Origin of the sequence: Citrobacter sp. CtB7.12, assembly GCF_001297795.1 — a bacterium.
GTDB classification, from domain to species: Bacteria; Pseudomonadota; Gammaproteobacteria; order Enterobacterales; family Enterobacteriaceae; genus Citrobacter_A; species Citrobacter_A amalonaticus.
Window position 1 is genome coordinate 1 of record NZ_LIFT01000029.1, and the last position, 26199, is coordinate 26199.

A 26199-nucleotide genomic window follows, 5' to 3' on the forward strand; every position below is an offset into this window, starting at 1 on the left:
TTTTCATCAGACAATCTGTGTGGGCACTACAAAGGCAGGTTCTTTAAGGTAAGGAGGTGATCCAACCGCAGGTTCCCCTACGGTTACCTTGTTACGACTTCACCCCAGTCATGAATCACAAAGTGGTAAGCGCCCTCCCGAAGGTTAAGCTACCTACTTCTTTTGCAACCCACTCCCATGGTGTGACGGGCGGTGTGTACAAGGCCCGGGAACGTATTCACCGTGGCATTCTGATCCACGATTACTAGCGATTCCGACTTCATGGAGTCGAGTTGCAGACTCCAATCCGGACTACGACATACTTTATGAGGTCCGCTTGCTCTCGCGAGGTCGCTTCTCTTTGTATATGCCATTGTAGCACGTGTGTAGCCCTGGTCGTAAGGGCCATGATGACTTGACGTCATCCCCACCTTCCTCCAGTTTATCACTGGCAGTCTCCTTTGAGTTCCCGGCCGGACCGCTGGCAACAAAGGATAAGGGTTGCGCTCGTTGCGGGACTTAACCCAACATTTCACAACACGAGCTGACGACAGCCATGCAGCACCTGTCTCACAGTTCCCGAAGGCACCAAGGCATCTCTGCCAAGTTCTGTGGATGTCAAGACCAGGTAAGGTTCTTCGCGTTGCATCGAATTAAACCACATGCTCCACCGCTTGTGCGGGCCCCCGTCAATTCATTTGAGTTTTAACCTTGCGGCCGTACTCCCCAGGCGGTCTATTTAACGCGTTAGCTCCGGAAGCCACGCCTCAAGGGCACAACCTCCAAATAGACATCGTTTACGGCGTGGACTACCAGGGTATCTAATCCTGTTTGCTCCCCACGCTTTCGCACCTGAGCGTCAGTCTTCGTCCAGGGGGCCGCCTTCGCCACCGGTATTCCTCCAGATCTCTACGCATTTCACCGCTACACCTGGAATTCTACCCCCCTCTACGAGACTCAAGCCTGCCAGTTTCGAATGCAGTTCCCAGGTTGAGCCCGGGGATTTCACATCCGACTTGACAGACCGCCTGCGTGCGCTTTACGCCCAGTAATTCCGATTAACGCTTGCACCCTCCGTATTACCGCGGCTGCTGGCACGGAGTTAGCCGGTGCTTCTTCTGCGGGTAACGTCAATGGCTAAGGTTATTAACCTTAACCCCTTCCTCCCCGCTGAAAGTACTTTACAACCCGAAGGCCTTCTTCATACACGCGGCATGGCTGCATCAGGCTTGCGCCCATTGTGCAATATTCCCCACTGCTGCCTCCCGTAGGAGTCTGGACCGTGTCTCAGTTCCAGTGTGGCTGGTCATCCTCTCAGACCAGCTAGGGATCGTCGCCTTGGTGAGCCGTTACCTCACCAACAAGCTAATCCCATCTGGGCACATCCGATGGCAAGAGGCCCGAAGGTCCCCCTCTTTGGTCTTGCGACATTATGCGGTATTAGCTACCGTTTCCAGTAGTTATCCCCCTCCATCGGGCAGTTTCCCAGACATTACTCACCCGTCCGCCACTCGTCAGCAAAGCAGCAAGCTGCTTCCTGTTACCGTTCGACTTGCATGTGTTAGGCCTGCCGCCAGCGTTCAATCTGAGCCATGATCAAACTCTTCAATTTAAGTTTGATGCTCTTAGAATTAAACGTCGTAATGAATTACGTGTTCACTCTTCGAGACTTGGTATTCATTTTTCGTCTTGCGACGTTAAGAATCCATGTCACTCTGAGTGCCCACACAGATTGTCTGATAAATTGTTAAAGAGCAGTTGCGACGCGCTTTAGCGCTCTGTCGCGAGGTGGCGTATATTACGCTTTCCTCTTTCAGAGTCAACCCTGATTTTCAGGATTTTTCTCTTCAACCGAACCGGCTGTTTGTGTGAAGTGATTCACATCCGCCGTGTCGATGGAGGCGCATTATAGGGAGTTCCCGAGCATCCGCAATAGAAAAGTTGCAGAAAAATGACTGACTGCTGCATTCCCCAGCAAAACCCCGCCTTATACCCTTTTACACACAGACTTATCCACAATCGTCGGGATCTTTGAGCGGATCTTCCCTGCCGTTAACGATCTATATAGAGAGAAAATCAGAACCAGAATCGAAAAAGAAAAATTCGCGAGCGTTGCGCAAACGTTTTCGTTACAATGCCCCCGCAAAACAAGGATGCCCCGTAAGGGGCGTTAGCTAAGTTTTTCACGAAAAATTCAGCTAACGCTCTCTGTTATCGTCAAATCCAGGGGATTTACCATGCAACAACGTCGTCCAGTCCGCCGCGCTCTGCTCAGTGTTTCTGACAAAGCTGGTATCGTCGAATTCGCCCAGGCACTTTCCGCACGTGGTGTGGATCTGCTGTCGACAGGGGGCACTGCCCGTCTGTTAGCAGAGAAAGGTCTGCCGGTGACCGAAGTTTCCGATTACACCGGTTTCCCGGAAATGATGGATGGACGCGTCAAAACCCTGCATCCTAAAGTACACGGCGGCATTCTCGGTCGTCGCGGTCAGGATGACGGGATTATGGAACAGCACGGCATCGCCCCCATCGACATGGTGGTTGTTAACCTTTATCCGTTCGCCCAGACCGTTGCCCGCGAAGGCTGCTCACTGGAAGATGCTGTAGAGAACATCGACATCGGCGGGCCGACAATGGTGCGCTCTGCTGCAAAAAACCATAAAGATGTCGCAATCGTTGTAAAGAGCAGCGACTACGACGCCATTATTAAAGAGATGGATGCCAACGACGGCTCTTTGACCCTCGATACCCGTTTCGACCTCGCGATTAAAGCCTTCGAACACACCGCCGCTTACGACAGTATGATTGCCAACTATTTTGGCAGCATGGTTCCGGCCTATCACGGCGAAAGCAAAGACGCCGCGGGTCGCTTCCCGCGGACGCTGAATCTGAACTTCATTAAGAAGCAGGATATGCGCTACGGTGAAAACAGCCACCAGCAGGCTGCCTTCTATATAGAAGAGAACGTACAAGAAGCCTCCGTTGCAACCGCTCAGCAGGTTCAGGGCAAAGCGCTCTCCTATAACAACATCGCCGATACCGACGCCGCGCTGGAATGCGTGAAAGAGTTCAGCGAGCCAGCCTGCGTTATCGTCAAGCACGCGAACCCATGCGGCGTTGCCGTAAGCACCTCTATTCTGGATGCCTACGATCGCGCCTACAAAACCGACCCAACATCTGCCTTCGGCGGCATCATCGCCTTTAACCGCGAACTGGATGCTGAAACGGCGCAGGCCATCATCTCCCGTCAGTTTGTCGAAGTGATCATCGCTCCATCTGCGACCGATGAGGCGCTGAAAATCACCGCTGCCAAGCAAAACGTGCGCGTTCTGACCTGTGGTCAGTGGGCTGAGCGCGTGCCGGGCCTGGATTTCAAACGTGTTAACGGCGGTCTGCTGGTACAGGATCGCGATCTGGGTATGGTCACTGCCGGTGAGCTGCGCGTGGTGACGAAGCGCCAGCCGACCGAACAGGAACTGCGCGACGCGCTGTTCTGCTGGAAAGTCGCGAAGTTCGTTAAATCCAACGCCATTGTTTACGCCAAAGAGAACATGACTATCGGTATTGGCGCAGGCCAGATGAGCCGCGTCTACTCCGCTAAAATTGCCGGGATCAAAGCCGCGGATGAAGGTCTGGAAGTGAAAGGTTCCGCGATGGCGTCCGACGCCTTCTTCCCGTTCCGCGATGGTATTGATGCTGCTGCCGCTGTTGGCGTGAGCTGCGTGATCCAGCCAGGCGGTTCCATCCGTGATGATGAAGTCATTGCCGCTGCTGACGAACACGGCATTGCGATGATCTTCACCGACATGCGCCACTTCCGCCATTAATGGAGCGAGACATGAAAGTATTAGTTATCGGAAACGGCGGGCGCGAGCACGCTCTGGCGTGGAAAGCCGCTCAGTCACCAACAGTGGCAACCGTATTTGTTGCACCGGGTAACGCCGGCACTGCGCTGGAACCGACGCTGCAAAACGTCGCGATCGGCGCAACCGATATTCCGGCACTGCTGAACTTTGCCCAGAGTGAAAAGATCGACCTGACGATCGTCGGCCCGGAAGCGCCGCTGGTGAAAGGCGTGGTCGATACCTTCCGTGCGGCGGGCCTGAAAATCTTCGGTCCAACCGCTGGCGCAGCACAACTGGAAGGTTCAAAAGCGTTCACCAAAGATTTCCTTGCACGTCACCAGATCCCGACGGCCGAATATCAGAACTTTACGGAGATCGAACCAGCTCTCGCTTATCTGCGTGAGAAAGGCGCGCCGATCGTCATTAAGGCTGACGGTCTGGCTGCCGGTAAGGGTGTGATTGTCGCAATGACGCTGGAAGAAGCCGAAGCCGCCGTACATGATATGCTGGCTGGCAACGCGTTTGGCGACGCGGGTCATCGCATCGTGATTGAAGAGTTCCTCGATGGCGAAGAAGCCAGCTTTATTGTGATGGTCGACGGCGAGCACGTCTTGCCGATGGCGACCAGTCAGGATCATAAGCGCGTAGGCGATGGTGATACCGGCCTGAACACCGGCGGGATGGGTGCCTATTCTCCGGCGCCAGTGGTGACGGATGACGTCCATCAGCGCACGATGGAACGCATCATCTGGCCAACCGTCAAAGGCATGGCGGCAGAAGGTAACACCTATACCGGTTTCCTGTATGCCGGTCTGATGATCGACAAACAGGGCAATCCGAAGGTGATCGAATTTAACTGCCGCTTTGGCGATCCGGAAACCCAGCCCATCATGCTGCGTATGAAATCCGATCTGGTTGAGCTTTGCCTTGCTGCCTGCGAAGGCAAACTGGATGAGCAAAAATCAGAGTGGGATGATCGCGCCTCGCTTGGCGTGGTGATGGCAGCGGGCGGTTATCCTGGCGATTATCGCACCGGCGACGTGATCCACGGTTTGTCGTTGGAAGAAGTGGCAGATGGCAAAGTGTTCCACGCCGGCACCCGACTGGACGATAACGAGCAGGTTGTCACCAGCGGTGGTCGCGTGCTGTGCGTCACTGCGCTGGGGGATACGGTGGCAGAGGCGCAGAAACGCGCCTATGCCTTAATGACCGATATCCACTGGGACGACTGTTTCTGCCGTAAAGACATCGGCTGGCGCGCCATTGAGCGTGAACAGAACTAACGCGACAGTTTCGCCAGCAGCGTCTTTCGCGTAATCCCTAGCTGACGGGCGGCTTCCGTTTTGTTGCCGCCCGTTTTTTCCAGCGCCGCCAGAATCACCTCTTTTTCGACTTCCACCAGCGGCTGAATGGCCTGCTCCGTCATGAGCGGCAGGGGCTGACTCGCGATCGCCAGCGGCAGCTCGCGCTCAGAAATATACTCTCCGGTCAGCAGGACCACTGAACGCTCAATCGCATTTTCCAGCTCACGGATATTCCCCGGCCAGTCGTAGTGAATCAGCAGATCCATCGCCCGTGGGGTAAACCCTTTCACCGCCTTACGGTTACGTTCAGCAAACTGCTGGCGAAAGTGGTCAGCCAACAGGGGGATATCTTCCCGCCGCTGACGCAGCGACGGCGTTTCAATGGTCACCACGTTCAGGCGATAGTAGAGATCCTGACGAAAACGTCCGGCCTGCACCTCTTGCGCCAGATCGCGATGAGTCGCGGCGATCAGGCGGACATCGACCGAGATAGTCTGGTTGCTGCCCACACGCTGAACTTCGCGTTCCTGAATCGCCCGCAGCAACCGCACCTGCATCATCGGCGAGATATCACCAATCTCATCAAGAAACAGCGTGCCGCCATCGGCTTCGACAAAACGCCCTTCCCGGCGCTTGTCGGCACCGGTAAATGCGCCTTTTTCATGACCGAACAGCTCAGATTCCAGTAGCGACTCGTTGAGCGCCGCGCAGTTCAACGTTACCAGCGGTTTGTCGCTCCGCTCACTGCAGGCATGCAGCGCGCGCGCCACCAGCTCTTTCCCGGTGCCAGAATCTCCATGAATCAATACCGTTGCATCGGAAGGCGCAACCATCGCAATTTCACTCAGCAGTTGTCGCATCGCCGGGCTTTCGCCGACCATCCCAAACTGCGAGGCGGAAACTGACGGCAGCTCGCTGGCGGATGCTCGCGTATGCGCCAGCGCGTTTTCCAGCGTCGTTTGCAGATTATCAAAATCCAACGGTTTGATTAAGTAATCCTGCGCGCCGGTTTTTAGCGCCTCTACCGCCGTCTCCACGCTGGAAAACGCCGTCATGATCAGCACCGGAATTGCCGGGTTCAGCGTCTTGATCTCTTTCAGCGTTTCGATGCCGTCCAGCTCCGCCATGCGTACATCGCACAACACGAGGTCAAAGACGTGTTCACGCACCTGCTCGAGTGCGGCTCGCCCGCTGTAGGCCAGCGCGACGTCATAGCCCCATCCTCGCAGTAATGCCTGTAAAATAGTGCAGTGGCTGACGTCGTCATCCACCACCAGAATATCGATCTTTGCGCGAATCATCCTTGTGAATCCTTACGTGTTAACGTCACCGGGAGCCAGAGGGTGAACGTTGCGCCTTTACCTGGCAGGCTATCCGCCTGGATCGTCCCGCCATGCTGTTCAATGATGTTCTGTACCACCGCCAGCCCCAGTCCCGTACCGTCCGCTTTCGTCGTGAAATAAGGGGTGAAAATGGCGGCCAGCTGTTCCGCCGCAATCCCTTTCCCGCTGTCTGCAACGGTGATTTTAACGCGATCGGCTCCGCTTGTGCTTGCCTCAACGCGGATGGTCCCCTGCCGATCGATGGCATGAATCGCGTTCAGATAAAGATTCAGCAACACCTGCGTCAGCCGGTCCGGGTCAGCCTGAACGGGCGGCAGCGCAGGGTCAGACACAAATTGCAGCTCAATCGCCCGACTCTGCGCGTCCTGGCTGACCAGTTGCAGAGAGTGGTCAATTACCGCATTGAGATCCACCGACTGCAAGGACAAGTGCGCGGGCTTCACCAGTTCCAGCAGTTCACTGACCACCCGGTTTAAACGATCGGCCTCTTTCGCCATCACCTGCGCCAGTTCATGCGCTTCACCGCCCGCTGGCGCGCGTTCAGCAAAGTACTTTGCCAGTCCTTTGATGGAAGAGAGCGGATTTCGAATCTCATGCGCGACGCCTGCGGCCAGATGCCCGATCGCCACCAGCTTCTCTTTACGGTTCATCTCATCCTGCAACAGCTGGCGAGAACGCAGGTATCGCCGGTACCAGAAAAACGTCAGGAGGGTCGCCAGCAGCACGGTGGTCAGCGCGAAAAGCATAATCAGCGTATTACGCCACTCACGCGCCTGCGTCACGGCCAACTCACTGGCATCAAAGGCGATAAAAATGAACTGATGAGCAGAACCCGGCATTGCGCCATTACCACGCGACATCCCGCGCATCCCGTGTCGTCCAGGGAAAAACAGCGGCTGGAACTGACGATAGATCTCCAGCGCCGGAACGGTCTCCCCCTGCGCATCCGTCGCGTCAAGCGCACGCCAGCGCGCCTCTTCTCCTGGGTGTAATGTGTGCATCTCTGCTGGCGAGTAGAGCGTTTTCCCGACCAGGGCAGGATCGCTGTGCATGACAACGTTGCCCTGCGCATCGGTCACGGCAAACCACAGCACGCCTGGCTGCCCCGCCATCTCTTCGAGCAGCGTTTGCTGCTGAGCATGATGCATCCGCATGCCCATCCCGACGCGCGTCCCCGACTCCAGTGCACGGATTAGCACACTGCCTTTTTCCAGCAGCGTCTGCCGCGCTGCGTCACTTTCACGCCCGTAATCGCGGATCACCATCACGGCAAATAGCCCAACCAGAATCAGGATGATGGCGGGTAGCACCCCGCTCAACCATCGGGCTACCGTATCCTTATGTTCTCGCATCATTCTCATCAGCTCTGAGTGACTCAATCCCTTCTTTTCAGCAGAAATCATGCCACTTTTCGCGGCTCGTATCCCGGTCTTGCCACACAAACTGCCGACAACGCCGGGTAAAAATGACCCACTGCGTCCTTCCGGCGAGTCATTTTTACTCGCTTTGCTGGCCTGTGCATCGCCAGAACCCGCGCCGGGCGGGAAGAATCAGTCTGGCACGGAAGATGCAATACAGAAGATAAGACCACCCACAGGAGGATAAATGATGAAACGGAACACGAAAGCAGGCCTGGCGCTGATCGCCCTCTCTTTGATGGTGCTGGGTTCCAGCCCCGCCCTGGCGCGGCATCACTGGGGGAACGGCGGCGGCATGTGGCAACAAAATGGCAGTGGACTGAGCGCAGAGCAGCAGGCTGCCGCGCAAAAAATCCATAATGACTTTTACAACCAGACTAACGCCCTACGCCAACAACTGATGTCCAAACGCTATGAATACAACGCGCTGTTAGCGACGAATCCGCCGGATACCGCCAAAATCAATGCGGTGGCGAAAGAGATGGAATCCTTAAGACAGTCACTGGATGAACAACGGGTGAAACGGGATGTTGCCATGGCTCAGGCCGGTGTCCCTGGCGGTATGGGGATGGGTTACGGCGGATGCGGTGGTCGTGACGGCCACATGGGAATGGGACACTGGTAATGTTTTGCCTGATGGCGCGACGCTTATCAGGCCTACAGAATGTCTGATGTAGGCCGCCATCCGGCACCCATCAAAACGTTTTTTCTTTTGGCTGCCAGTGGCAGAAGTCGGAATTCGCCACCAGCAGAAGCTGTGACCCTTCGGGCGCCTCCAGCCATGCCACGCTGACGTCAACAGATGAATGGCTCTGGCGGCGCTCAATGTGACTCATCGCCCAGGCATCTAAATCCGGTTTAATCGTCTCGCCTTCGCAGGTGGTAACCGTACGTTCAGCGGCATGCCAGCGTCCCTGACGCAAGACCACCCGCCCCTGTCGCAATGCATCGCTGGTCTGGCGGATCTGCTCGGCACGGTAACGGTACAATTCGATTTGGTCGTTCGACAACTGCTGTTTATGACCATCGACTTCGCGCTGCATAAAGCTCAGTTCGCCGCGATCGTCAAAACGCACGCGGATATGCTCCGGCGGTTCGCCATAAATATTGAGTTCTATCAGTGAAAGGGAATCACCCTGCCAGCGGTACTCGCTGGTTGTGGTACTGCCATTACGCCACGGACTGAACACCGAAAGCATATGGACGCCGTCTGATGCGTCTTTACGCCAGATACGCACCGCACCCTGGTTGTCAGCAAACCCACTGGCGGTAAACGGCGGAAGAGAGGCGTTATGGCTACAGGCCGTTAGCAACAGCACGCCTGCTAACGTCAACGTGCGACGCCAGACAGACGAAAGGGGCGAAGCCGCCCCTTCATTAAAACTGTTCACAGCCACGCGGTCTTACTTAACTGCGTCTTTCAGTGCTTTACCAGAAACAAACGCCGGTACGTTAGCTGCGGCGATTTTGATTTCTTTACCGGTCTGCGGGTTGCGGCCAGTGCGCTCAGCACGGTGGTTCACTTTGAAGGTACCGAAACCAACCAGTTGTACAGCATCGCCTTCTTTCAGAGACTCAGTAATAGCAGCCAGAGTGGATTCCAGAGCAGCTTTAGCCTGGGTTTTGGACAGTTCTGCTTTGTCTGCAATTACATCAATCAGTTGAGTCTTGTTCATAAGTTATCCTTACAATGTGTTTATCGCTTGCTAAGCATCGAGTGCGACGGAAATGCCAGAAAAGCACTCTCCTGCATACACGCACCGATAGCCACTTTTTTTCGCCCTCCAAATGTAGACCAGACGGGGGGCGGAAGGGAAGCCTTCAGGTACGACAATTCAGAAGTTAAATCACGTTTTCGTGTCTTACTGCTGCAAATTTATACCGATATTGCTCTCGCCAGCCTCACGCAGGTCTGCTCTAAGCCCTTTTATCAGCTCAATGTCGCGTTCTTCACAGTCAGCTAAAAGTCGGAATATTTCCCACTGAATATCCCACTCTTGCTCCACCGCCGGGTTATCTTTGAGCTCTTCATCGCTCATTTCTCGACCTGCCTGGGTCATTTCCAGCATCGCAACCGTAGTGATGGACGTCTTGCTGACTTCAATGGCGTGTTCCAGCGTCTCACCGCTCAAACGGGAATGAACCAGCTCGCTTAACGCCACGCAGGCATCAATGGCCGGATAAACCCCATACAAGTCATAATCGTCTGCCGCCGGGATCGCTTCTTCAAACTTCTCCAGTTGGCTGTCGAAATTCACTTTCGCGTCTTTGACCGTCAGCGTTTCCCAGATCAGGTCCAGAATACGGCGGTACACCTGTCCGTCGCTAAACCCGGTCTGTTGGCAGAACATGGCATAGTTCGGGTACATGCGCTCACACAGGCAGGCCATAAACGTGACGTGCTGCCAGCTTTCCAGACGTTCCAGACGCAGATGAATCGGGTTTTGTAACATGATGAATTCTCGAATCAGAAATTAGCGGCAGTGTACCGCAATCAGGGCTGAATTTCCTGCCATCGCATAAATGCTGGACGTTCCGATGCCACCGCATCCGCCCAGCGGGTTGGCTCCGGCAGGCGGTAGCCTTTCATACAGCGCTGCACCCACGCCAGGGCGCTGTCCAACCCGACACGATGGCCCGTAGCGATAAACAGCGGATTACAGCGCGCTTTGCTGCGCCAGACCCATGCCAGTTGCTCACCTTTGTCCATCAGCGGCGCCAGTGCGCCAGGTTCAGCAGAGAGTGGTTCGAACTTGCCGCACAATCGTTTTTTCGCCACACCAATGGTCGGCACATCCACCAACAGTCCGAAATGGCTGGCCACGCCGAGACGGCGCGGATGGGAAATACCGTGACCATCCACAAAGAGCAAATCGGGTTTTTGCGAGAGTTGCTCCCACGCTGCCAGCAACGCGGGATATTCACGGAAGGAGAGAAAGCCGGGGATATAAGGCATGGTGGTGGCGATGCGCGCCACTTTGTATTCCACCAGTTCCAGCGAGGGATATTTCAGCAAAACCATCGCCGCCCGCGTCACCTCTCCGCCCTGTTCAAACCCCACGTCTGCCCCGCCGATCAGATCCGGCGGATCGTTATCAAGTTGATCCACGCGGATTACAGATGAGGCCAGTTCAAGTTGTTGAGCGCGTAGCGACGCGAGGTCCATATGGTCTCCTTAGCGGTGGTATTGCGCGGACAGCCGGTGCACCGCCTCCACAAAGGCGCCAGCATGTTCTGGCGGCACGTCCTGGTGGATGCCGTGACCGAGGTTAAAGACGTGGCCTTCCCCCTGGCCGAAACCAGAAAGTATAGACGCCACTTCTTCTTCGATCCGCGCCGTAGGCGCATAGAGCATGGAAGGATCCATGTTGCCCTGTAAAGCAACCTTGTGTCCCACGCGACGACGTGCATCGGCAATATCGGTGGTCCAGTCGAGTCCGAGCGCATCGCAGCCGGTTTCCGCCATCGCTTCCAGCCACTGTCCGCCACCTTTAGTAAACAGCGTCACCGGCACGCGGCGACCGTCGTTTTCACGCAGCAGGCCATCAACGATTTTGTGCATGTAATACAGCGAGAACTGCTGATAATCGCGTCCGGTCAGCACGCCACCCCAGGTGTCGAAAATCATCACCGACTGCGCGCCCGCCTTGATTTGAGCATTCAGATACAGCGTGACGCTCTTCGCCAGCTTATCAAGTAGCGCATGCAGCGTTTTCGGGTCGGCATACATCATCTTTTTAATCACGGTAAAGGCTTTGCTGCTTCCGCCTTCCACCATGTAGGTCGCCAGCGTCCACGGACTGCCGGAGAAGCCAATCAGTGGCACATCGCCTTTTAGCTCGCGACGAATCGTGCGTACCGCGTTCATCACGTAGCCCAGTTCATCTTCCGGATCGGGAACCGGCAGCTTGTCGACATCGGCTTTGCAGGCGACCGGTGCAGTAAAACGCGGACCTTCGCCGGCTTCAAACCAGAGCCCCAGCCCCATCGCATCCGGAATGGTCAGGATATCCGAGAAGAGGATCGCCGCATCAAGCGGATAACGGCGCAGCGGCTGGAGCGTCACTTCGCAGGCCAGCTCGGCATTTTTGCACAGCGACATAAAATCGCCCGCCTCTGCGCGGGTGGCTTTATATTCCGGTAAATAGCGGCCCGCCTGGCGCATCATCCATACCGGGGTGACATCAACGGGCTGGCGCAGCAGCGCACGCAGATAACGATCGTTCTTCAGTTCGGTCATTTTTGCAGTTCCTTATTGCGTCAGGCCGTCAGTGTATCATGTCATTCATACTCAGCCCGACACATTGCCACGGTATCTTCGATCAGACGCCGTGCGACGGTGCCAGGCGGCGGCAGGAGCGGTAAATCATCGTAGCGATACCAGTTAGCCTCCAGCAGCTCTTTCGGGTCGATGACAATCTCGCCACTGTCATACTCCGCCATAAACGCAGTCATCAGCGACATCGGGAAAGGCCACGGCTGCGAGGTGATATAGCGCAGGTTTTTAATTTTAATGCCGCTCTCTTCCATCACCTCACGCGCCACCGCCTGTTCCAGGGTTTCGCCCACCTCAACAAATCCGGCAAGTACGGTATGTACGCCGTTACGATGGCGAACGTGTTGGGCAAGCAGGATCGAATCCTCACGGCGAATGGCGACGATAATGCAGGGGGCGATTTGCGGATAGTAACGTTCACGGCAGTGGGTACAGAGCATCGCCCACTCGGTTTTACTCGGATGCATCAGGTGCCCGCAGTAGCCACAGAATTTATGCGATCGATAAAACTCAGCCAGCTGTACCCCGCGCCCCGCCAGTTGAAACAGCCCCACATCCTGATCGATCACCTGACGAACCGATCCCATCTCGTGACGCCGATGCTGTTGCACCAGCCAGACGGGTTCGCCTTCCCACTCTCCGATTTGCAGCGCTGGCTGCCCGACAAGATCGAAAGTTGCCGCATCACCGTGTGGCAATTCGCCATGAGGCAACCATAATTTTTGCTCATGGCTGACGATCCACCAGCCGTGATCTAATTTTTCAATTATACGATCCATAGCTCTTGCACTACCTTTGCTTCACTGGCATGTTGATAACATTATTTTTACAATTCCTGCGTGAGCAGTTTTTAAATCTACACTTGCGGAGTCAATCATGCTAAACCAGCTGGAAGACCTGACAGAGCGCGTCAGAGGAAGTAACAAACTGGTTGATCGCTGGCTACATGTACGTAAGCATCTGCTCGTGGCTTACTACAATCTGGTTGGCATTAAGCCTGGCAAAGAATCGTACATGCAACTGAATGAAAAAGCGCTGGATGATTTTTGTCAGAGCCTGGTCGACTACCTCTCCACCGGACACTTCAGTATTTATGAACGTATTCTGCATAAATTGGAAGGTAACGGGCAGCTTTTAAAAGCGACAAAAATTTGGCCGCTACTGGAAGCTAACACACAACGCATCATGGACTACTATGACTCCAGTCTGGAAACGGCGATTGATCACGATAACTGCCTGGAGTTTCAACAAGTTTTATCCGATCTCGGCGAAGCGCTGGAAGCCCGATTTGCGCTAGAAGATAAGCTGATCATGCTGGTCTTTGACGCCATGCATGACAATGCGGTTATCAAACGTCCTGCTTGAGTTCGGCGCACAGAACGCGTAGTTTACCCCTATTGCCTCTTATCAGAGGTTACATCTTGTCGGAGTGCCTGGTGTGAAAACACCGGCTGAGACCGTTAATTCGGGATCCGCGGAACCTGATCAGGTTAAAACCTGCGAAGGGAACAAGAGTAATTCTGCTTTATGCGTAAGCCTTAACGGGCGTCGCACACCTATTACTCATCCGTCGTCTGACAAGCCATCTCCTTACTTTTTTGGAATGAGCTATGTCTGCAACTACCCCTAAATTGTCCCGCCGCGAACAGCGCGCGCAAGCACAACACTTTATCGATACGCTGGAAGGCACAGCCTTCCCGAACTCAAAACGGATCTACATCACCGGTTCACAACACGATCTTCGCGTCCCGATGCGGGAAATTCAGCTTAGCCCGACGCTCATCGGCGGCAGCAAAGCGGAACCGCAGTTTGAAGAGAACGAAGCGATTCCGGTGTACGACACCTCCGGTCCGTATGGTGATCCGGATGTGGCAATTAACGTCCAGCAGGGGCTGACAAAGCTGCGCCAGCCGTGGATTGATGCGCGTAACGACAGCGAAGCCTTAACTGACCGCAGCTCTGTCTATACCAAAGAACGTCTGGCCGACGACGGTCTGGATGAACTGCGTTTCACCGGTTTGCTGACGCCAAAACGCGCGAAAGCAGGCAAATGCGTGACGCAACTGCACTACGCGCGCCAGGGTATCGTAACCCCGGAAATGGAGTTTATCGCCATTCGTGAAAACATGGGCCGTGAACGCATCCGCAGTGAAGTGTTACGCCAGCAGCATCCGGGTGAAGGATTTGGCGCACGCCTGCCGGAGAACATCACGCCGGAATTTGTGCGTGATGAAGTGGCCGCTGGACGAGCTATCATCCCCGCCAACATCAATCACCCGGAATCGGAACCGATGATTATCGGGCGTAATTTCCTGGTGAAGGTGAACGCCAATATCGGCAACTCTGCCGTCACCTCCTCCATCGAAGAAGAAGTGGAGAAACTGGTGTGGTCAACGCGCTGGGGAGCGGACACCGTAATGGACCTCTCCACCGGTCGCTATATCCATGAAACCCGCGAATGGATCCTGCGCAACAGCCCGGTGCCGATCGGTACCGTTCCGATCTACCAGGCGCTGGAGAAGGTCAACGGGATCGCCGAAGATCTGACGTGGGAAGCCTTCCGCGATACGCTGCTGGAGCAGGCCGAACAGGGGGTGGACTACTTCACCATTCATGCCGGCGTACTGCTGCGCTATGTGCCGATGACCGCGAAACGCCTGACAGGGATTGTCTCGCGCGGAGGGTCCATTATGGCAAAATGGTGTCTCTCTCATCACAAAGAGAACTTCCTCTTCCAGCACTTCCGCGAGATTTGTGAAATCTGCGCTGCCTATGACGTGTCGTTGTCGCTCGGCGATGGCCTGCGTCCGGGTTCCCTTCAGGATGCCAATGACGAGGCGCAATTCTCGGAGCTGCATACGCTGGGGGAACTGACGAAGATCGCCTGGGAATACGATGTACAGGTGATGATTGAAGGCCCGGGCCACGTGCCGATGCAGATGATCCGTCGCAATATGACCGAAGAGCTGGATCACTGTCACGAAGCGCCATTCTACACCTTAGGTCCGCTGACCACTGATATCGCACCGGGTTACGACCATTTCACCTCGGGGATTGGCGCAGCGATGATCGGCTGGTTTGGCTGCGCGATGCTCTGTTATGTCACCCCGAAAGAACACCTAGGCCTGCCAAACAAAGAAGATGTGAAACAGGGGCTGATTACCTACAAGATTGCCGCCCATGCCGCCGATCTGGCGAAAGGGCATCCGGGGGCGCAAATCCGTGATAACGCGATGTCCAAAGCGCGCTTTGAATTCCGCTGGGAAGACCAGTTTAATCTGGCGCTCGATCCGTTTACCGCCCGCGCTTACCACGATGAAACCCTGCCGCAGGAATCCGGTAAAGTCGCGCACTTCTGCTCCATGTGCGGCCCGAAATTCTGCTCAATGAAAATCAGTCAGGAGGTCCGTGACTACGCCGCCGCCCAGACCATCGAAGTGGGCATGGCGGATATGTCAGACACCTTCCGCGCCAAAGGCGGAGAAATCTACCTCAAACGGGAGGAAGTCTGATGATTCAACCCGATTTCCCAACGGTTCCTTTTCGCCTGGGCCTCTATCCGGTAGTCGACAGCGTAACGTGGATTGAACGCCTACTGGATGCGGGCGTGCGTACGCTCCAGTTGCGCATCAAAGATAAGCGTGATGAAGAGGTGGAAGCCGATGTGGTGGCCGCCATCAAACTGGGGCGGAAATACAACGCCCGTCTGTTTATTAACGATTACTGGCGGCTGGCGATCAAACACCGCGCCTATGGCGTGCATCTGGGTCAGGAAGATCTGGAAACCACCGAACTGAAGGCGATTCAGGCGGCGGGATTACGCCTGGGCGTCTCGACACACGACGATATGGAGATCGACGTAGCGCTGGCGGCACGTCCCTCCTACATCGCGCTGGGCCACGTTTTCCCGACGCAGACTAAGCAGATGCCGTCCGCGCCGCAAGGACTGGAACAACTCGCACGGCATATCAATCGTCTGAATGATTATCCTACCGTCGCCATTGGCGGTATCAGCCTGGAGCGCGCCCCCGCCGTGCTGGCGACTGGTGTAGGGAGTATTGCGGTGGTCAGCGCCATTACCCAGGCCGAAGACTGGCGGGCGGCCACCGCGCAATTGCTGGCGATAGCAGGAGCAGGCGATGAATGACCGTGACTTTATGCGCTATAGCCGTCAGATCCTGCTGGGCGATATCGCCATTGACGGTCAGCAAAAGCTGCTTGCCAGCCGTGTGCTGATCGTCGGGCTGGGCGGATTAGGCTCACCGGCCGCGCTGTATCTGGCAGGAGCCGGTGTCGGCACGCTGGTGCTGGCTGACGACGATGAGGTTCATCTCAGCAACCTGCAGCGGCAGATCCTGTTCACCACGGATGACATTGCCCGCGCTAAATCGCAGGTTGCACAGCAGCGGCTGGCACGACTCAATCCGGATATCGAACTGCTCTCGCTGACGCAGCGTCTGAGTGGAGAGGCGCTCAGGCATGCAGTGGCGCAAGCGGATGTCGTGCTCGACTGCACCGACAACATGGCGACGCGTCAGGAAATTAACGCCGCCTGCGTGGCGCTCGATACCCCGCTGATCACCGCCAGCGCGGTCGGTTTTGGCGGCCAGTTGATGGTGTTGACGCCGCCCTGGTCACAAGGCTGCTATCGCTGCTTATGGCCGGATGACGCGGAACCCGAACGCAATTGCCGTACCGCAGGCGTTGTCGGCCCCGTCGTCGGGATGATGGGGACCCTGCAGGCACTCGAGGCAATCAAGCTCCTAAGCGGTATGGAGATACCCGGCGGCGAATTGCGCCTGTTTGACGGCAAAACCAGCCAGTGGCGCAGCCTGGCATTACGCCGCGCCAGCGGGTGCCCAGTGTGTGGAGGGCGACATGCGAATACAGTTCAATGATGAGCCAATGCAGTGTGCAGAAGGACTCTCCGTGCATACACTGCTGACGCAATTGAATCAGTTAAAACCCGGCGCCGCACTGGCGCTGAATCAACAGATCCTGCCCCGCGAGCAGTGGGAGCAGCACATCGTGCAGGAAGGCGACCAGATCCTGCTTTTTCAGGTTATCGCAGGGGGTTGAAATGTTACGAATTGCAGATAAAACGTTTGATTCGCATCTGTTCACGGGCACGGGTAAGTTTGCATCACCAGCATTAATGATTGACGCGATCCGCGCCTCCGGTAGCCAACTGGTGACGCTGGCCATGAAGCGTGTGGATTTGCGCCAGCAAAATGACGCCATCCTGGCTCCTCTTATTGACGCGGGCGTCACGCTGTTGCCCAACACCTCCGGGGCGAAAACGGCAGAAGAGGCAATCTTTGCCGCACAGCTTGCGCGCGAGGCGCTCGGTACCCATTGGCTGAAGCTGGAAATTCATCCCGATGCGCGCTGGTTGCTGCCGGACCCCATTGAAACGCTGAAAGCCGCCGAGGCACTGGTAAAACAAGGATTTGTGGTGCTGCCTTACTGCGGTGCGGATCCGGTGCTGTGTAAACGGCTGGAAGAGGTGGGCTGTGCGGCAGTGATGCCGCTCGGCGCGCCGATTGGCTCTAATCAGGGGCTGGAAACCCGGGCCATGCTGGAGATTATTATCCAGCAGTCCACCGTTCCGGTCGTGGTGGATGCCGGAATCGGCGTACCCAGCCACGCCACGCAGGCGCTGGAAATGGGCGCGGACGCCGTGCTGGTGAATACGGCGATTGCCGTGGCGGACGATCCGGTGATGATGGCCCGCGCTTTCCGTCTGGCGGTGGAAGCCGGCCTTCTGGCGCGTCAGGCAGGACCGGGTAGTCGCAGCCGTCAGGCGCAGGCCACCAGCCCACTGACCGGTTTTCTGGAGGTCCCGGTATGAAAACGTTCACCGACCGCTGGCAGCAACTCGACTGGGACGACATCCGCCTGCGCATCAACAGCAAAACGTCCGCTGACGTTGAGCGGGCGCTAAATGCCCCCCACCCCAGCCGCGACGATATGATGGCACTGCTGTCACCTGCCGCGAGCGCATACCTTGAACCGCTGGCACAGCGGGCGCAGACGCTAACCCGCCAGCGCTTCGGCAATACGGTGAGTTTTTACGTCCCGCTGTATCTCTCCAATCTGTGCGCTAACGACTGTACCTACTGCGGTTTTTCGATGAGTAACCGCATCAAGCGCAAGACGCTGAATGAAACGGACATTATCCGGGAGTGTGCGGCGATCCGCGAGCTGGGTTTCGAACATCTCCTGCTGGTCACCGGCGAGCATCAGGCAAAGGTCGGAATGGACTATTTCCGTCGCCACTTGCCCACCATTCGCCAGCAGTTTTCGTCATTACAGATGGAAGTTCAACCGTTAGCCGAGGCGGAATATGCCGAACTGAAAACGCTGGGACTCGACGGCGTGATGGTCTATCAGGAAACGTATCACGACGCGATGTACGCACAGCACCATCTGAAGGGGAAAAAACAGGATTTCTTCTGGCGGCTGGAAACCCCGGACCGACTGGGGCGCGCAGGTATCGACAAAATCGGCCTCGGGGCGCTGATTGGTCTTTCCGACAACTGGCGGGTGGACTGCTATATGGTTGCAGAGCATTTGCTGTGGCTTCAGCAGCACTACTGGCAAAGCCGCTACTCGATTTCGTTCCCGCGCCTGCGTCCGTGCGCTGGCGGTATTGAGCCCGCCTCAATCATGGATGAGCGCCAACTGGTACAAACCATTTGCGCGTTCCGTCTGCTGGCACCGGAAATTGAGCTGTCGTTGTCGACGCGGGAGTCGCCCTGGTTTCGAGACCACGTGATCCCGCTGGCGATTAACAACGTCAGCGCGTTCTCGAAAACCCAGCCTGGCGGGTATGCGGACAATCATCCTGAACTGGAACAGTTCGCGCCACATGACAACCGCCGTCCCGAAACTGTCGCCGATGCGCTTGCCGCGCAGGGGCTTCAGCCGGTATGGAAAGACTGGGATGCGTATCTGGGGCGCGCTTCGCAAAGGCGATGAACCGTCTTGCAAACGGGTAACCATTTTACGAGCCGCGACGAAAGAGAGAAAACGAGAGGTTGTTGTTAGCCTCTCACTTTTTTAACGTATCACCGTCAGCCTTAACGCTGTCCAGGGCGAAGAGCTTCTTCCTCGTTTCGCCCTGCCTTCACCGAAATCAGCGAGATAAAACACCAATTTCAGCCAAAAATGGCCACTGGGGTGTACACTTCTTAAGATAAATCACCTCGACTTATATCAGCGAGATTATAATTGCCTACATTCTTCCTGATATGCAGAGCCACATTGTTGGCTTCACTTCGCACTTCTCTTCGGGATTTACACTTTCTGGATAAGTACAGTAATGGCACGTCATAACAGAAAACTTTCATTCACGACGCCAATATTGGTGAGCTTTACGGGGATCATACTCAGCTTTTTATTGATCGCCATATTCATAACTTTTACGCAAAAGAATGATTTTCTTGAAGATTATCATGGCATAAATCGGAATTTCACCCATAACCTGGCGGTGAACTATACCGAGTCTTTGCTACGCGAAAATGATTATATCCTTGGTCGGGCGGCGACCTACTTTTCTCGTAATGACCACCTGAACGACACGGTTAACCTTGACCCGGAACAGGGTCTGAAAACCATCATGCAATTGCAGACGCTGATGCCCTCAGTCTCCTCGATCTCATTGGTAGATATAGAAGGCCATTACCTGCGCGCGCCCCAAGTGCTAAATACCGAACGCAGCACAACATTCGACGTGAAATCGCGTCCCTGGTTTATGGATCAGGCTGAAGCCAGTACCTTTAGCAACTATACCGCCCCCTACATTGACTATTTTACGCACCACCCTACGGTGACGATCTACAAACCGGTCATCTCTCCCGAAGGGAAAATGAAAGGTACGATTGCGTTTCATCTTGATCTGACGTCAATGGGTTACGCATTGCGCCAGATGGTGGCTCCCGTCCAGGGCGAGTTCTATGTGGTCGACCGTGATGGAAAAGTGGTACTGCATCCGGATACAGGCGCGCTGTTTAAACAGTATGTCAGTAAAAAAACCATGAGCCGGATGACCAGCGGTGAAGGACATCTGTACGACCCGGACACTCAGGACTGGTACTACTACTATTCGTTCACCAACCCGGACTGGTTTGTGATTTATCGGGTTTCAGATACAACCCTCGTCGATCTGACACGTCATGAGACCAACATTGTGGTCTGGGGATTTGCCCTTGCGGCGATCATCATTGCGCTGTTTGGTCTCTATCTTCGCCACGCTTCACGCACGGTGCTGATGAATATCATCAACGCAATCAAGACCGGCGATGTGAAACGCGCACCGCGCCTTGAAGCAATGCTGAGCAAAGCTATCGAGTCCAATAAGGAGCGCGAACTGGCTTACGTTCGACAGGCGACCATTGATGCCCTGACCGGTTGTAAAAACCGCCGCGCTTTTGATAGCGATATCGTCGCGCTGATGAACGATCACCAACCGTTCGTCCTGGCACTGGTGGATATTGATAATTTTAAATCTATCAATGATACCTGGGGACATTTGAATGGCGACATCGTCCTGCGTAACGTCGCGCGCGAAGGGATTCAGATCATGCAACCCGCCGCCGTTTCTGTCTATCGCTATGGCGGTGAGGAGTTTGCCGTGCTGTTCTCGGGTGAGCAATTGAACAACGCGCATACCCTACTGGAACGCTGGCGCATTGAGGTCGCGCAGCGCTCATGGCGTGAAGAGGGTCTGCACGTCACCTTTAGCGCCGGACTCGGGGAATGGAATCTGGAAGCGCAGGAACAGCTGATCATGCGTGTAGATGAAGCGCTATACAAAGCCAAACAGGAAGGAAAAAACCGGATTATTGTCGCGAATCGCTGATCATCCCCTCTCTGCAACGCCCGTTACGACGGGCTTTTTTTCATTTTGAGAAAAACCGCAACCGGTTTCATTATTTGTGCGATTTCTTTGTGATGCTTTACACACATTCGCGGTAAGGCGGTTGTTCTCATCACTCGCTCGGACTAAAGATGAAGTATCAATGGAACCGTGAGAGCGAACTATGAAGAATATCGTTTTATGCTGTGCCGCCGGTATGTCCACCAGCATGCTGGTACAACGAATGAAAGATGCCGCTCAGAAGAAAGGGATCGAAGTGACGATCAAGGCTGTACCTGTCGCAGAGTTTAAAGAGAATATTGCCACGGCGGACATCGTCCTGTTGGGCCCGCAGGTCAAGTATGAGCAGGCAAAATTGCAGGCGCTGGCCGATCCGCTCGGTAAGAAAGTCGCCGTGATCGACATGATGGATTACGGCATGATGAAAGGCGATGCCGTGCTGGAAAAAGCCCTGAAGCTGATGGAGCCCTAACATGGAAGAGTTAGAAACCATCATTATGGAACTGCTGGTTAATGCCGGAGCCGCACGAAGCCAGGCATTGACCGCCCTGCAACTGGCTCGCAAAGGCGACTTTGCCGGTGCCGAACAGGCGATGGAAGAGTCACGCGATTACGTCAAACTGGCGCATAAAATCCAGACGCAACTGATCGGGATCGATGAAGGAACCGGTAAGCTGCCGGTGAATCTGATCACCGTCCACTCGCAGGACCATCTGATGAACGCGATGGTGATTCAGGATCTGGCAGGTGACATGATTGAACTGTATCGCCGAATCCCGCTGGCAAACTGATAAAAAAGCCTGGTGGCGCTACGCTTACCGGGCCTACAAAAACGCCATAAAAAAACCCGCCGAAGCGGGTTTTTTACTGTCAGGCAGTCAACGATTACTCGTTGTCAGAACCACCCAGACCTGCGTTCAGCAGTTCTGCCAGGCTGGCAGAGGCATCTTCTGCAGTCACCTGCGGTGCAGCCGGAAGTTCACCCGCAGCACGGCGACGCATACGATCCTGGTGGTACGCATAACCGGTACCCGCCGGGATCAGACGACCTACGATAACGTTCTCTTTCAGGCCACGCAGTTCGTCGCGTTTACCCGCAACGGCTGCTTCGGTCAGGACACGCGTGGTCTCCTGGAACGATGCGGCAGAGATGAACGACTCGGTTGCCAGAGACGCTTTGGTGATACCCAGCAGATCGCGGGAGAACGTGGCGCCCACTTTGCCGTTCGCTTCCAGTTCGCGGTTAGCGATCTTGACGCGGGAGTATTCAACCTGTTCGCCTTCCAAGAAGTCGGAACTACCAGCGCTTTCGATGGTGGCTTTACGCAGCATCTGACGAACGATAACTTCGATGTGTTTATCGTTAATCTTAACGCCCTGCAGACGGTATACGTCCTGAACTTCGTTAACGATGTAACGAGTTACAGCATGAACACCACGCAGACGCAGAATGTCGTGCGGCGCTTCCGGACCGTCGGAAACCACGTCACCACGTTCTACACGTTCACCTTCGAACACGTTGAGCTGACGCCATTTCGGAATCATCTCTTCGTACGGATCGCTACCGTCTACTGGGGTGATAACCAGACGACGTTTCCCTTTGGTTTCTTTACCGAAGGAAATAATACCGCTGATTTCAGCCAGGATTGCCGGCTCTTTCGGACGACGTGCTTCGAACAGGTCCGCAACGCGCGGCAGACCACCGGTGATATCCTTGGTACCGCCGGATTCCTGTGGAACACGCGCCAGGGTGTCACCAGAACTGATCTGTACGCCATCTTCCAGCTGAACAATCGCTTTACCCGGCAGGAAGTACTGCGCAGGCATATCGGTACCCGGGATCAGTACGTCGTTACCCTGAGCATCAACGATTTTCAGTGCAGGACGCAGATCTTTACCACCGGTAGTACGTTCTGCGGAATCCAGAACCACCAGAGAAGACAGACCGGTTAACTCGTCGGTCTGACGCGTAATGGTTTGGCCGTCGATCATGTCAGTGAAGCGGACAAAACCACTCACTTCCGTGATAACCGGCATGGTGTGCGGATCCCAGTTTGCTACGGTTTCACCGCCGGCAACCTGCTCACCATCACCTTTCGCCATCACAGAGCCGTAAGGCACTTTATAGCTTTCTTTGGTACGACCGAATTCGTCGATCAGTTTCAGCTCAGTGTTACGGGAGGTGATCACCAGTTTACCGCTGGAGTTCACAACCGACTTCGCATTGCTCAGACGGATGCTACCTTTGTTTTTCACCTGGATGCTGGATTCAGCAGCCGCACGAGATGCCGCACCACCGATGTGGAACGTACGCATCGTCAGCTGTGTACCCGGCTCACCGATGGACTGTGCCGCGATAACGCCGATAGCTTCACCTTTGTTGATGATGTGGCCACGCGCCAGGTCACGACCATAGCAGTGCGCACATACACCAAAGTCGGTGTCACAGGATACAACAGAGCGAACTTTCACAGAGTCAACGGAGTTCGCTTCCAGCAGATCACACCACTGTTCATGCAGCAGCGTGTTGCGCGGAACCAGAATATCCGCCGTACCCGGCTTCAGAATGTCTTCTGCGGTTACACGACCCAGAACGCGATCGCGCAATGGCTCTTTAACATCACCACCCTCGATAACCGGGGTCATGGTGATACCTTCCAGCGTGCCGCAGTCGTCTTCGGTAACAACCAGATCCTGTGCAACGTCAACCAGACGACGCGTCAGGTAACCGGAGTTCGCTGTTTTCAGTGCGGTATCCGCCAGACCTTTACGCGCACCGTGCGTGGAGATGAAGTACTGGAGTACGTTCAGACCTTCACGGAAGTTCGCGGTGATCGGCGTTTCGATGATGGAGCCATCCGGCTTCGCCATCAGACCACGCATACCCGCCAGCTGACGAATCTGTGCAGCAGAACCACGCGCACCGGAATCGGCCATCATGTAGATGCTGTTGAAGGAAACCTGCTGCTCTTCCTGACCGTCACGGTTAATCACGGTTTCGGTTTGCAGGTTATCCATCATCGCTTTGGAAACGCGATCGTTCGCCGCAGCCCAGATATCGATCACTTTGTTGTAACGTTCGCCGGCGGTGACCAGACCAGACTGGAACTGTTCCTGGATCTCAGCCACTTCAGCTTCCGCTTCAGAGATGATCTCGTGTTTTTTCTCCGGGATGACCATGTCATCGATACCAACGGATGCACCTGAACGCGCTGCATAAGCAAAGCCGGTATACATTGTCTGGTCAGCGAAGATAACGGTCGGCTTCAGACCCAGAATGCGGTAACAGGTGTTCAGCATTTTGGAGATCGCTTTCTTACCCAGCGCCTGGTTGACGATGGAGAAAGGCAGACCTTTCGGTACGATCATCCACAGGATTGCACGACCTACCGTCGTATCAATCAGGCTGGTTTTCGCAACGAACTCGCCGTTAGCATCTTTTTCGTATTCGGTGATACGCACTTTAACGCGCGCATGCAGAGAGGCCAGGCCAGCGCGATAAATACGCTCAGCTTCTTTCGGGCCAGTCAGCACCATGCCTTCGCCTTTGGCGTTAACACAGTCACGGGTCATGTAGTACAGACCCAGTACAACGTCCTGAGACGGAACGATGATAGGTTCGCCGTTCGCCGGGGACAGGATGTTGTTGGTAGACATCATCAGCGCACGCGCTTCGAGCTGGGCTTCCAGCGTCAGCGGTACGTGAACAGCCATCTGGTCACCATCGAAGTCGGCGTTATAGGCCGCACAAACCAGCGGGTGCAGCTGGATAGCTTTACCTTCGATAAGAACAGGTTCAAACGCCTGGATACCCAGACGGTGCAGTGTTGGTGCACGGTTCAGCAGTACCGGGTGTTCGCGGATCACTTCGTCCAGGATATCCCAAACGACAGCTTCTTCACGCTCAACCATTTTCTTCGCGGCTTTGATGGTGGTGGCGAGGCCACGCAGTTCCAGCTTGCCGTAGATGAACGGTTTGAACAGCTCCAGTGCCATTTTCTTCGGCAGACCGCACTGATGCAGACGCAGGTATGGACCTACGGTGATAACAGAACGACCGGAGTAGTCAACACGCTTACCGAGCAGGTTCTGACGGAAACGACCCTGTTTACCTTTGATCATATCGGCCAAAGATTTCAGAGGACGTTTGTTAGAACCGGTGATCGCACGACCACGACGACCGTTATCCAGCAGGGCGTCAACCGCTTCCTGCAGCATACGTTTTTCGTTGCGTACGATGATGTCCGGCGCAGCCAGATCCAGCAGACGTTTCAGACGGTTGTTACGGTTGATCACGCGACGATACAGATCGTTTAGATCCGACGTGGCGAAACGACCACCATCCAGCGGAACCAGCGGACGCAGATCTGGCGGCAGAACCGGCAGAACGGTCAGGATCATCCACTCTGGCTTATTGCCAGACTGAACGAACGCTTCCAGCAGCTTGATACGCTTGGTCAGCTTCTTACGTTTGGTTTCGGAGTTGGTTTCGTTCAGCTCTTCACGCAGAGTTTCACACTCTTGCTCCAGATCCATGCTCTTCAGCAAGGCCTGGATCGCTTCCGCACCCATCTTCGCGTCAAATTCGTCACCGAACTCTTCCAGCGCATCCAGATACTGTTCTTCAGTCAGGATCTGCTGGCGTTCCAGATTGGTCATACCGCCTTCGATAACCACATAGGATTCGAAGTACAGTACGCGTTCGATATCGCGCAGCGGCATATCGAGCAACAGGCCGATACGGGACGGCAGAGATTTCAGGAACCAGATGTGAGCAGTCGGGGACGCCAGCTCGATGTGACCCATACGCTCACGGCGTACTTTAGTCTGGGTCACTTCAACGCCGCACTTCTCACAGATCACACCGCGGTGTTTCAGGCGCTTGTACTTACCGCACAGGCACTCGTAGTCTTTTACCGGCCCAAAGATACGGGCGCAGAAAAGGCCGTCACGCTCAGGTTTGAACGTACGGTAGTTAATGGTTTCCGGCTTCTTAACTTCACCGAAAGACCATGAACGGATCATGTCTGGCGAAGCCAGAGCAATTTTGATCGCATCAAACTCTTCGGTTTTAGTTTGCGCTTTCAGAAACTTTAATAAGTCTTTCACGGATTTGCTCCCGTCGGAGTTAGCACATTCCGCTGCCGGGTGTT

At 55.2% G+C, this 26199-nt stretch carries 23 protein-coding genes, 1 rRNA gene and 1 riboswitch; of the genes, 14 read left to right on the forward strand and 10 right to left on the reverse strand.

Annotation, left to right across the window (positions count from 1 at the left end; all coding sequences use genetic code 11):
* Window positions 1-49: 49 nt before the first annotated feature.
* A 16S ribosomal RNA gene (locus AOY24_RS21980) occupies window positions 50-1591 on the reverse strand.
* A 625-nt stretch (window positions 1592-2216) separates the two neighbouring features.
* Between AOY24_RS21980 and purH the strand changes: the two genes are divergently transcribed.
* Together purH and purD are read left to right on the forward strand one after the other, a co-directional pair.
* Window positions 2217-3806, forward strand: coding sequence for a bifunctional phosphoribosylaminoimidazolecarboxamide formyltransferase/IMP cyclohydrolase (purH, locus tag AOY24_RS21985; protein ID WP_044256817.1), 1590 nt, complete (start codon window positions 2217-2219; stop codon window positions 3804-3806).
* 11 nt (window positions 3807-3817) lie between these two features.
* Window positions 3818-5107, forward strand: coding sequence for a phosphoribosylamine--glycine ligase (gene purD / locus AOY24_RS21990; protein ID WP_042998988.1), 1290 nt, complete (start codon window positions 3818-3820; stop codon window positions 5105-5107).
* Here purD and zraR read toward each other — a convergent pair.
* Window positions 5104-6429, reverse strand: a complete 1326-nt coding sequence (gene zraR / locus AOY24_RS21995; RefSeq protein WP_054177377.1) for a sigma-54-dependent response regulator transcription factor ZraR — start codon at window positions 6427-6429, stop codon at window positions 5104-5106. The two genes, purD and zraR, sit on opposite strands and share 4 nt — an antisense overlap.
* Window positions 6426-7832 carry a two-component system sensor histidine kinase ZraS gene (gene zraS, locus AOY24_RS22000; protein ID WP_054177378.1) on the reverse strand — a complete coding sequence of 469 codons (1407 nt, stop codon included), beginning with the start codon at window positions 7830-7832 and terminating at the stop codon, window positions 6426-6428. Before zraS ends, zraR begins: the two co-directional genes overlap by 4 nt.
* A 40-nt stretch (window positions 7833-7872) precedes the next feature.
* Between zraS and AOY24_RS25120 the strand changes: the two genes are divergently transcribed.
* Entirely contained in the window at window positions 7873-8076 is a 204-nt protein-coding gene (locus tag AOY24_RS25120) for a hypothetical protein (protein WP_141227670.1), read from the forward strand.
* A 3-nt stretch (window positions 8077-8079) separates the two neighbouring features.
* Complete coding sequence (gene zraP / locus AOY24_RS22005) at window positions 8080-8514, forward strand: zinc resistance sensor/chaperone ZraP (RefSeq protein WP_043001800.1); 435 nt, start codon at window positions 8080-8082, stop codon at window positions 8512-8514.
* A 70-nt stretch (window positions 8515-8584) separates the two neighbouring features.
* On the opposite strand, the gene AOY24_RS22010 is transcribed toward zraP, so the two are convergent.
* The 6 genes from AOY24_RS22010 to nudC form a co-directional block, all read right to left on the reverse strand.
* A complete protein-coding gene (locus tag AOY24_RS22010) occupies window positions 8585-9280 on the reverse strand; it encodes a DUF1481 domain-containing protein (protein WP_043001799.1) in 696 nt (231 codons plus the stop codon).
* Between the two features lie 12 nt (window positions 9281-9292).
* Window positions 9293-9565, reverse strand: a complete 273-nt coding sequence (hupA, locus tag AOY24_RS22015; RefSeq protein WP_001044509.1) for a nucleoid-associated protein HU-alpha — start codon at window positions 9563-9565, stop codon at window positions 9293-9295.
* Window positions 9566-9751: 186 nt separating this feature from the next.
* Window positions 9752-10342: a YjaG family protein gene (locus AOY24_RS22020; RefSeq protein WP_054177379.1), complete on the reverse strand. Its 591-nt coding sequence runs from the start codon at window positions 10340-10342 to the stop codon at window positions 9752-9754.
* A gap of 41 nt (window positions 10343-10383) precedes the next feature.
* Window positions 10384-11055, reverse strand: a complete 672-nt coding sequence (gene nfi / locus AOY24_RS22025) for a deoxyribonuclease V (RefSeq protein WP_042998984.1) — start codon at window positions 11053-11055, stop codon at window positions 10384-10386.
* Between the two features lie 9 nt (window positions 11056-11064).
* Window positions 11065-12129, reverse strand: a complete 1065-nt coding sequence (gene hemE, locus AOY24_RS22030) for a uroporphyrinogen decarboxylase (protein ID WP_042998983.1) — start codon at window positions 12127-12129, stop codon at window positions 11065-11067.
* A 41-nt stretch (window positions 12130-12170) separates the two neighbouring features.
* A complete protein-coding gene (gene nudC, locus AOY24_RS22035; protein WP_042998982.1) occupies window positions 12171-12944 on the reverse strand; it encodes an NAD(+) diphosphatase in 774 nt (257 codons plus the stop codon).
* Between the two features lie 97 nt (window positions 12945-13041).
* Between nudC and AOY24_RS22040 the strand changes: the two genes are divergently transcribed.
* From AOY24_RS22040 to AOY24_RS22085, 10 genes are all read left to right on the forward strand, one after another.
* A complete protein-coding gene (locus AOY24_RS22040; protein ID WP_042998981.1) occupies window positions 13042-13530 on the forward strand; it encodes an Rsd/AlgQ family anti-sigma factor in 489 nt (162 codons plus the stop codon).
* 50 nt (window positions 13531-13580) lie between these two features.
* Window positions 13581-13690: riboswitch (TPP riboswitch) on the forward strand.
* Window positions 13691-13775: 85 nt separating this feature from the next.
* On the forward strand, window positions 13776-15677 hold the full coding sequence (thiC, locus tag AOY24_RS22045) for a phosphomethylpyrimidine synthase ThiC (RefSeq protein ID WP_042998980.1): 1902 nt from the start codon (window positions 13776-13778) through the stop codon (window positions 15675-15677).
* A complete protein-coding gene (gene thiE / locus AOY24_RS22050) occupies window positions 15677-16312 on the forward strand; it encodes a thiamine phosphate synthase (RefSeq protein ID WP_042998979.1) in 636 nt (211 codons plus the stop codon). The genes thiC and thiE overlap by 1 nt, the downstream gene beginning before the upstream one ends.
* Window positions 16305-17063, forward strand: a complete 759-nt coding sequence (locus AOY24_RS22055) for a HesA/MoeB/ThiF family protein (RefSeq protein WP_042998978.1) — start codon at window positions 16305-16307, stop codon at window positions 17061-17063. The genes thiE and AOY24_RS22055 overlap by 8 nt, the downstream gene beginning before the upstream one ends.
* Window positions 17044-17244, forward strand: coding sequence for a sulfur carrier protein ThiS (gene thiS / locus AOY24_RS22060; protein ID WP_042998977.1), 201 nt, complete (start codon window positions 17044-17046; stop codon window positions 17242-17244). Before AOY24_RS22055 ends, thiS begins: the two co-directional genes overlap by 20 nt.
* A 1-nt stretch (window position 17245) precedes the next feature.
* Window positions 17246-18016 (forward strand): thiazole synthase, encoded by a 771-nt coding sequence (gene thiG / locus AOY24_RS22065; protein WP_042998976.1) that lies wholly within the window; start codon window positions 17246-17248, stop codon window positions 18014-18016.
* Entirely contained in the window at window positions 18013-19146 is a 1134-nt protein-coding gene (thiH, locus tag AOY24_RS22070) for a 2-iminoacetate synthase ThiH (protein WP_042998975.1), read from the forward strand. The genes thiG and thiH overlap by 4 nt, the downstream gene beginning before the upstream one ends.
* Window positions 19147-19489: 343 nt before the next feature.
* Window positions 19490-21028 carry a sensor domain-containing diguanylate cyclase gene (locus AOY24_RS22075; RefSeq protein ID WP_054177380.1) on the forward strand — a complete coding sequence of 513 codons (1539 nt, stop codon included), beginning with the start codon at window positions 19490-19492 and terminating at the stop codon, window positions 21026-21028.
* A gap of 181 nt (window positions 21029-21209) precedes the next feature.
* Window positions 21210-21518 (forward strand): PTS sugar transporter subunit IIB, encoded by a 309-nt coding sequence (locus tag AOY24_RS22080; protein WP_042998973.1) that lies wholly within the window; start codon window positions 21210-21212, stop codon window positions 21516-21518.
* A gap of 1 nt (window position 21519) precedes the next feature.
* Window positions 21520-21837: a PTS lactose/cellobiose transporter subunit IIA gene (locus tag AOY24_RS22085; RefSeq protein ID WP_042998972.1), complete on the forward strand. Its 318-nt coding sequence runs from the start codon at window positions 21520-21522 to the stop codon at window positions 21835-21837.
* Between the two features lie 94 nt (window positions 21838-21931).
* On the opposite strand, the gene rpoC is transcribed toward AOY24_RS22085, so the two are convergent.
* The gene (gene rpoC / locus AOY24_RS22090) at window positions 21932-26155 is read right to left on the reverse strand and encodes a DNA-directed RNA polymerase subunit beta' (protein ID WP_042998971.1); all 4224 of its coding nucleotides are present in this window, start codon (window positions 26153-26155) and stop codon (window positions 21932-21934) included.
* Window positions 26156-26199: the final 44 nt, after the last annotated feature.

What these genes read in the sequence shown, in the direction of transcription:
- purH (WP_044256817.1), top strand. Translation starts at nt 2,217, where the DNA reads ATGCAACAACGTCGTCCAGTCCGCCGCGCTCTGCTCAGTGTTTCTGAC.
- purD (WP_042998988.1), top strand. Translation starts at nt 3,818, where the DNA reads ATGAAAGTATTAGTTATCGGAAACGGCGGGCGCGAGCACGCTCTGGCG.
- zraR (WP_054177377.1), bottom strand. Translation starts at nt 6,429, where the DNA reads ATGATTCGCGCAAAGATCGATATTCTGGTGGTGGATGACGACGTCAGC.
- zraS (WP_054177378.1), bottom strand. Translation starts at nt 7,832, where the DNA reads ATGAGAATGATGCGAGAACATAAGGATACGGTAGCCCGATGGTTGAGC.
- AOY24_RS25120 (WP_141227670.1), top strand. Translation starts at nt 7,873, where the DNA reads ATGCCACTTTTCGCGGCTCGTATCCCGGTCTTGCCACACAAACTGCCG.
- zraP (WP_043001800.1), top strand. Translation starts at nt 8,080, where the DNA reads ATGAAACGGAACACGAAAGCAGGCCTGGCGCTGATCGCCCTCTCTTTG.
- hupA (WP_001044509.1), bottom strand. Translation starts at nt 9,565, where the DNA reads ATGAACAAGACTCAACTGATTGATGTAATTGCAGACAAAGCAGAACTG.
- AOY24_RS22020 (WP_054177379.1), bottom strand. Translation starts at nt 10,342, where the DNA reads ATGTTACAAAACCCGATTCATCTGCGTCTGGAACGTCTGGAAAGCTGG.
- nfi (WP_042998984.1), bottom strand. Translation starts at nt 11,055, where the DNA reads ATGGACCTCGCGTCGCTACGCGCTCAACAACTTGAACTGGCCTCATCT.
- hemE (WP_042998983.1), bottom strand. Translation starts at nt 12,129, where the DNA reads ATGACCGAACTGAAGAACGATCGTTATCTGCGTGCGCTGCTGCGCCAG.
- nudC (WP_042998982.1), bottom strand. Translation starts at nt 12,944, where the DNA reads ATGGATCGTATAATTGAAAAATTAGATCACGGCTGGTGGATCGTCAGC.
- AOY24_RS22040 (WP_042998981.1), top strand. Translation starts at nt 13,042, where the DNA reads ATGCTAAACCAGCTGGAAGACCTGACAGAGCGCGTCAGAGGAAGTAAC.
- thiC (WP_042998980.1), top strand. Translation starts at nt 13,776, where the DNA reads ATGTCTGCAACTACCCCTAAATTGTCCCGCCGCGAACAGCGCGCGCAA.
- thiE (WP_042998979.1), top strand. Translation starts at nt 15,677, where the DNA reads ATGATTCAACCCGATTTCCCAACGGTTCCTTTTCGCCTGGGCCTCTAT.
- AOY24_RS22055 (WP_042998978.1), top strand. Translation starts at nt 16,305, where the DNA reads ATGAATGACCGTGACTTTATGCGCTATAGCCGTCAGATCCTGCTGGGC.
- thiS (WP_042998977.1), top strand. Translation starts at nt 17,044, where the DNA reads ATGCGAATACAGTTCAATGATGAGCCAATGCAGTGTGCAGAAGGACTC.
- thiG (WP_042998976.1), top strand. Translation starts at nt 17,246, where the DNA reads ATGTTACGAATTGCAGATAAAACGTTTGATTCGCATCTGTTCACGGGC.
- thiH (WP_042998975.1), top strand. Translation starts at nt 18,013, where the DNA reads ATGAAAACGTTCACCGACCGCTGGCAGCAACTCGACTGGGACGACATC.
- AOY24_RS22075 (WP_054177380.1), top strand. Translation starts at nt 19,490, where the DNA reads ATGGCACGTCATAACAGAAAACTTTCATTCACGACGCCAATATTGGTG.
- AOY24_RS22080 (WP_042998973.1), top strand. Translation starts at nt 21,210, where the DNA reads ATGAAGAATATCGTTTTATGCTGTGCCGCCGGTATGTCCACCAGCATG.
- AOY24_RS22085 (WP_042998972.1), top strand. Translation starts at nt 21,520, where the DNA reads ATGGAAGAGTTAGAAACCATCATTATGGAACTGCTGGTTAATGCCGGA.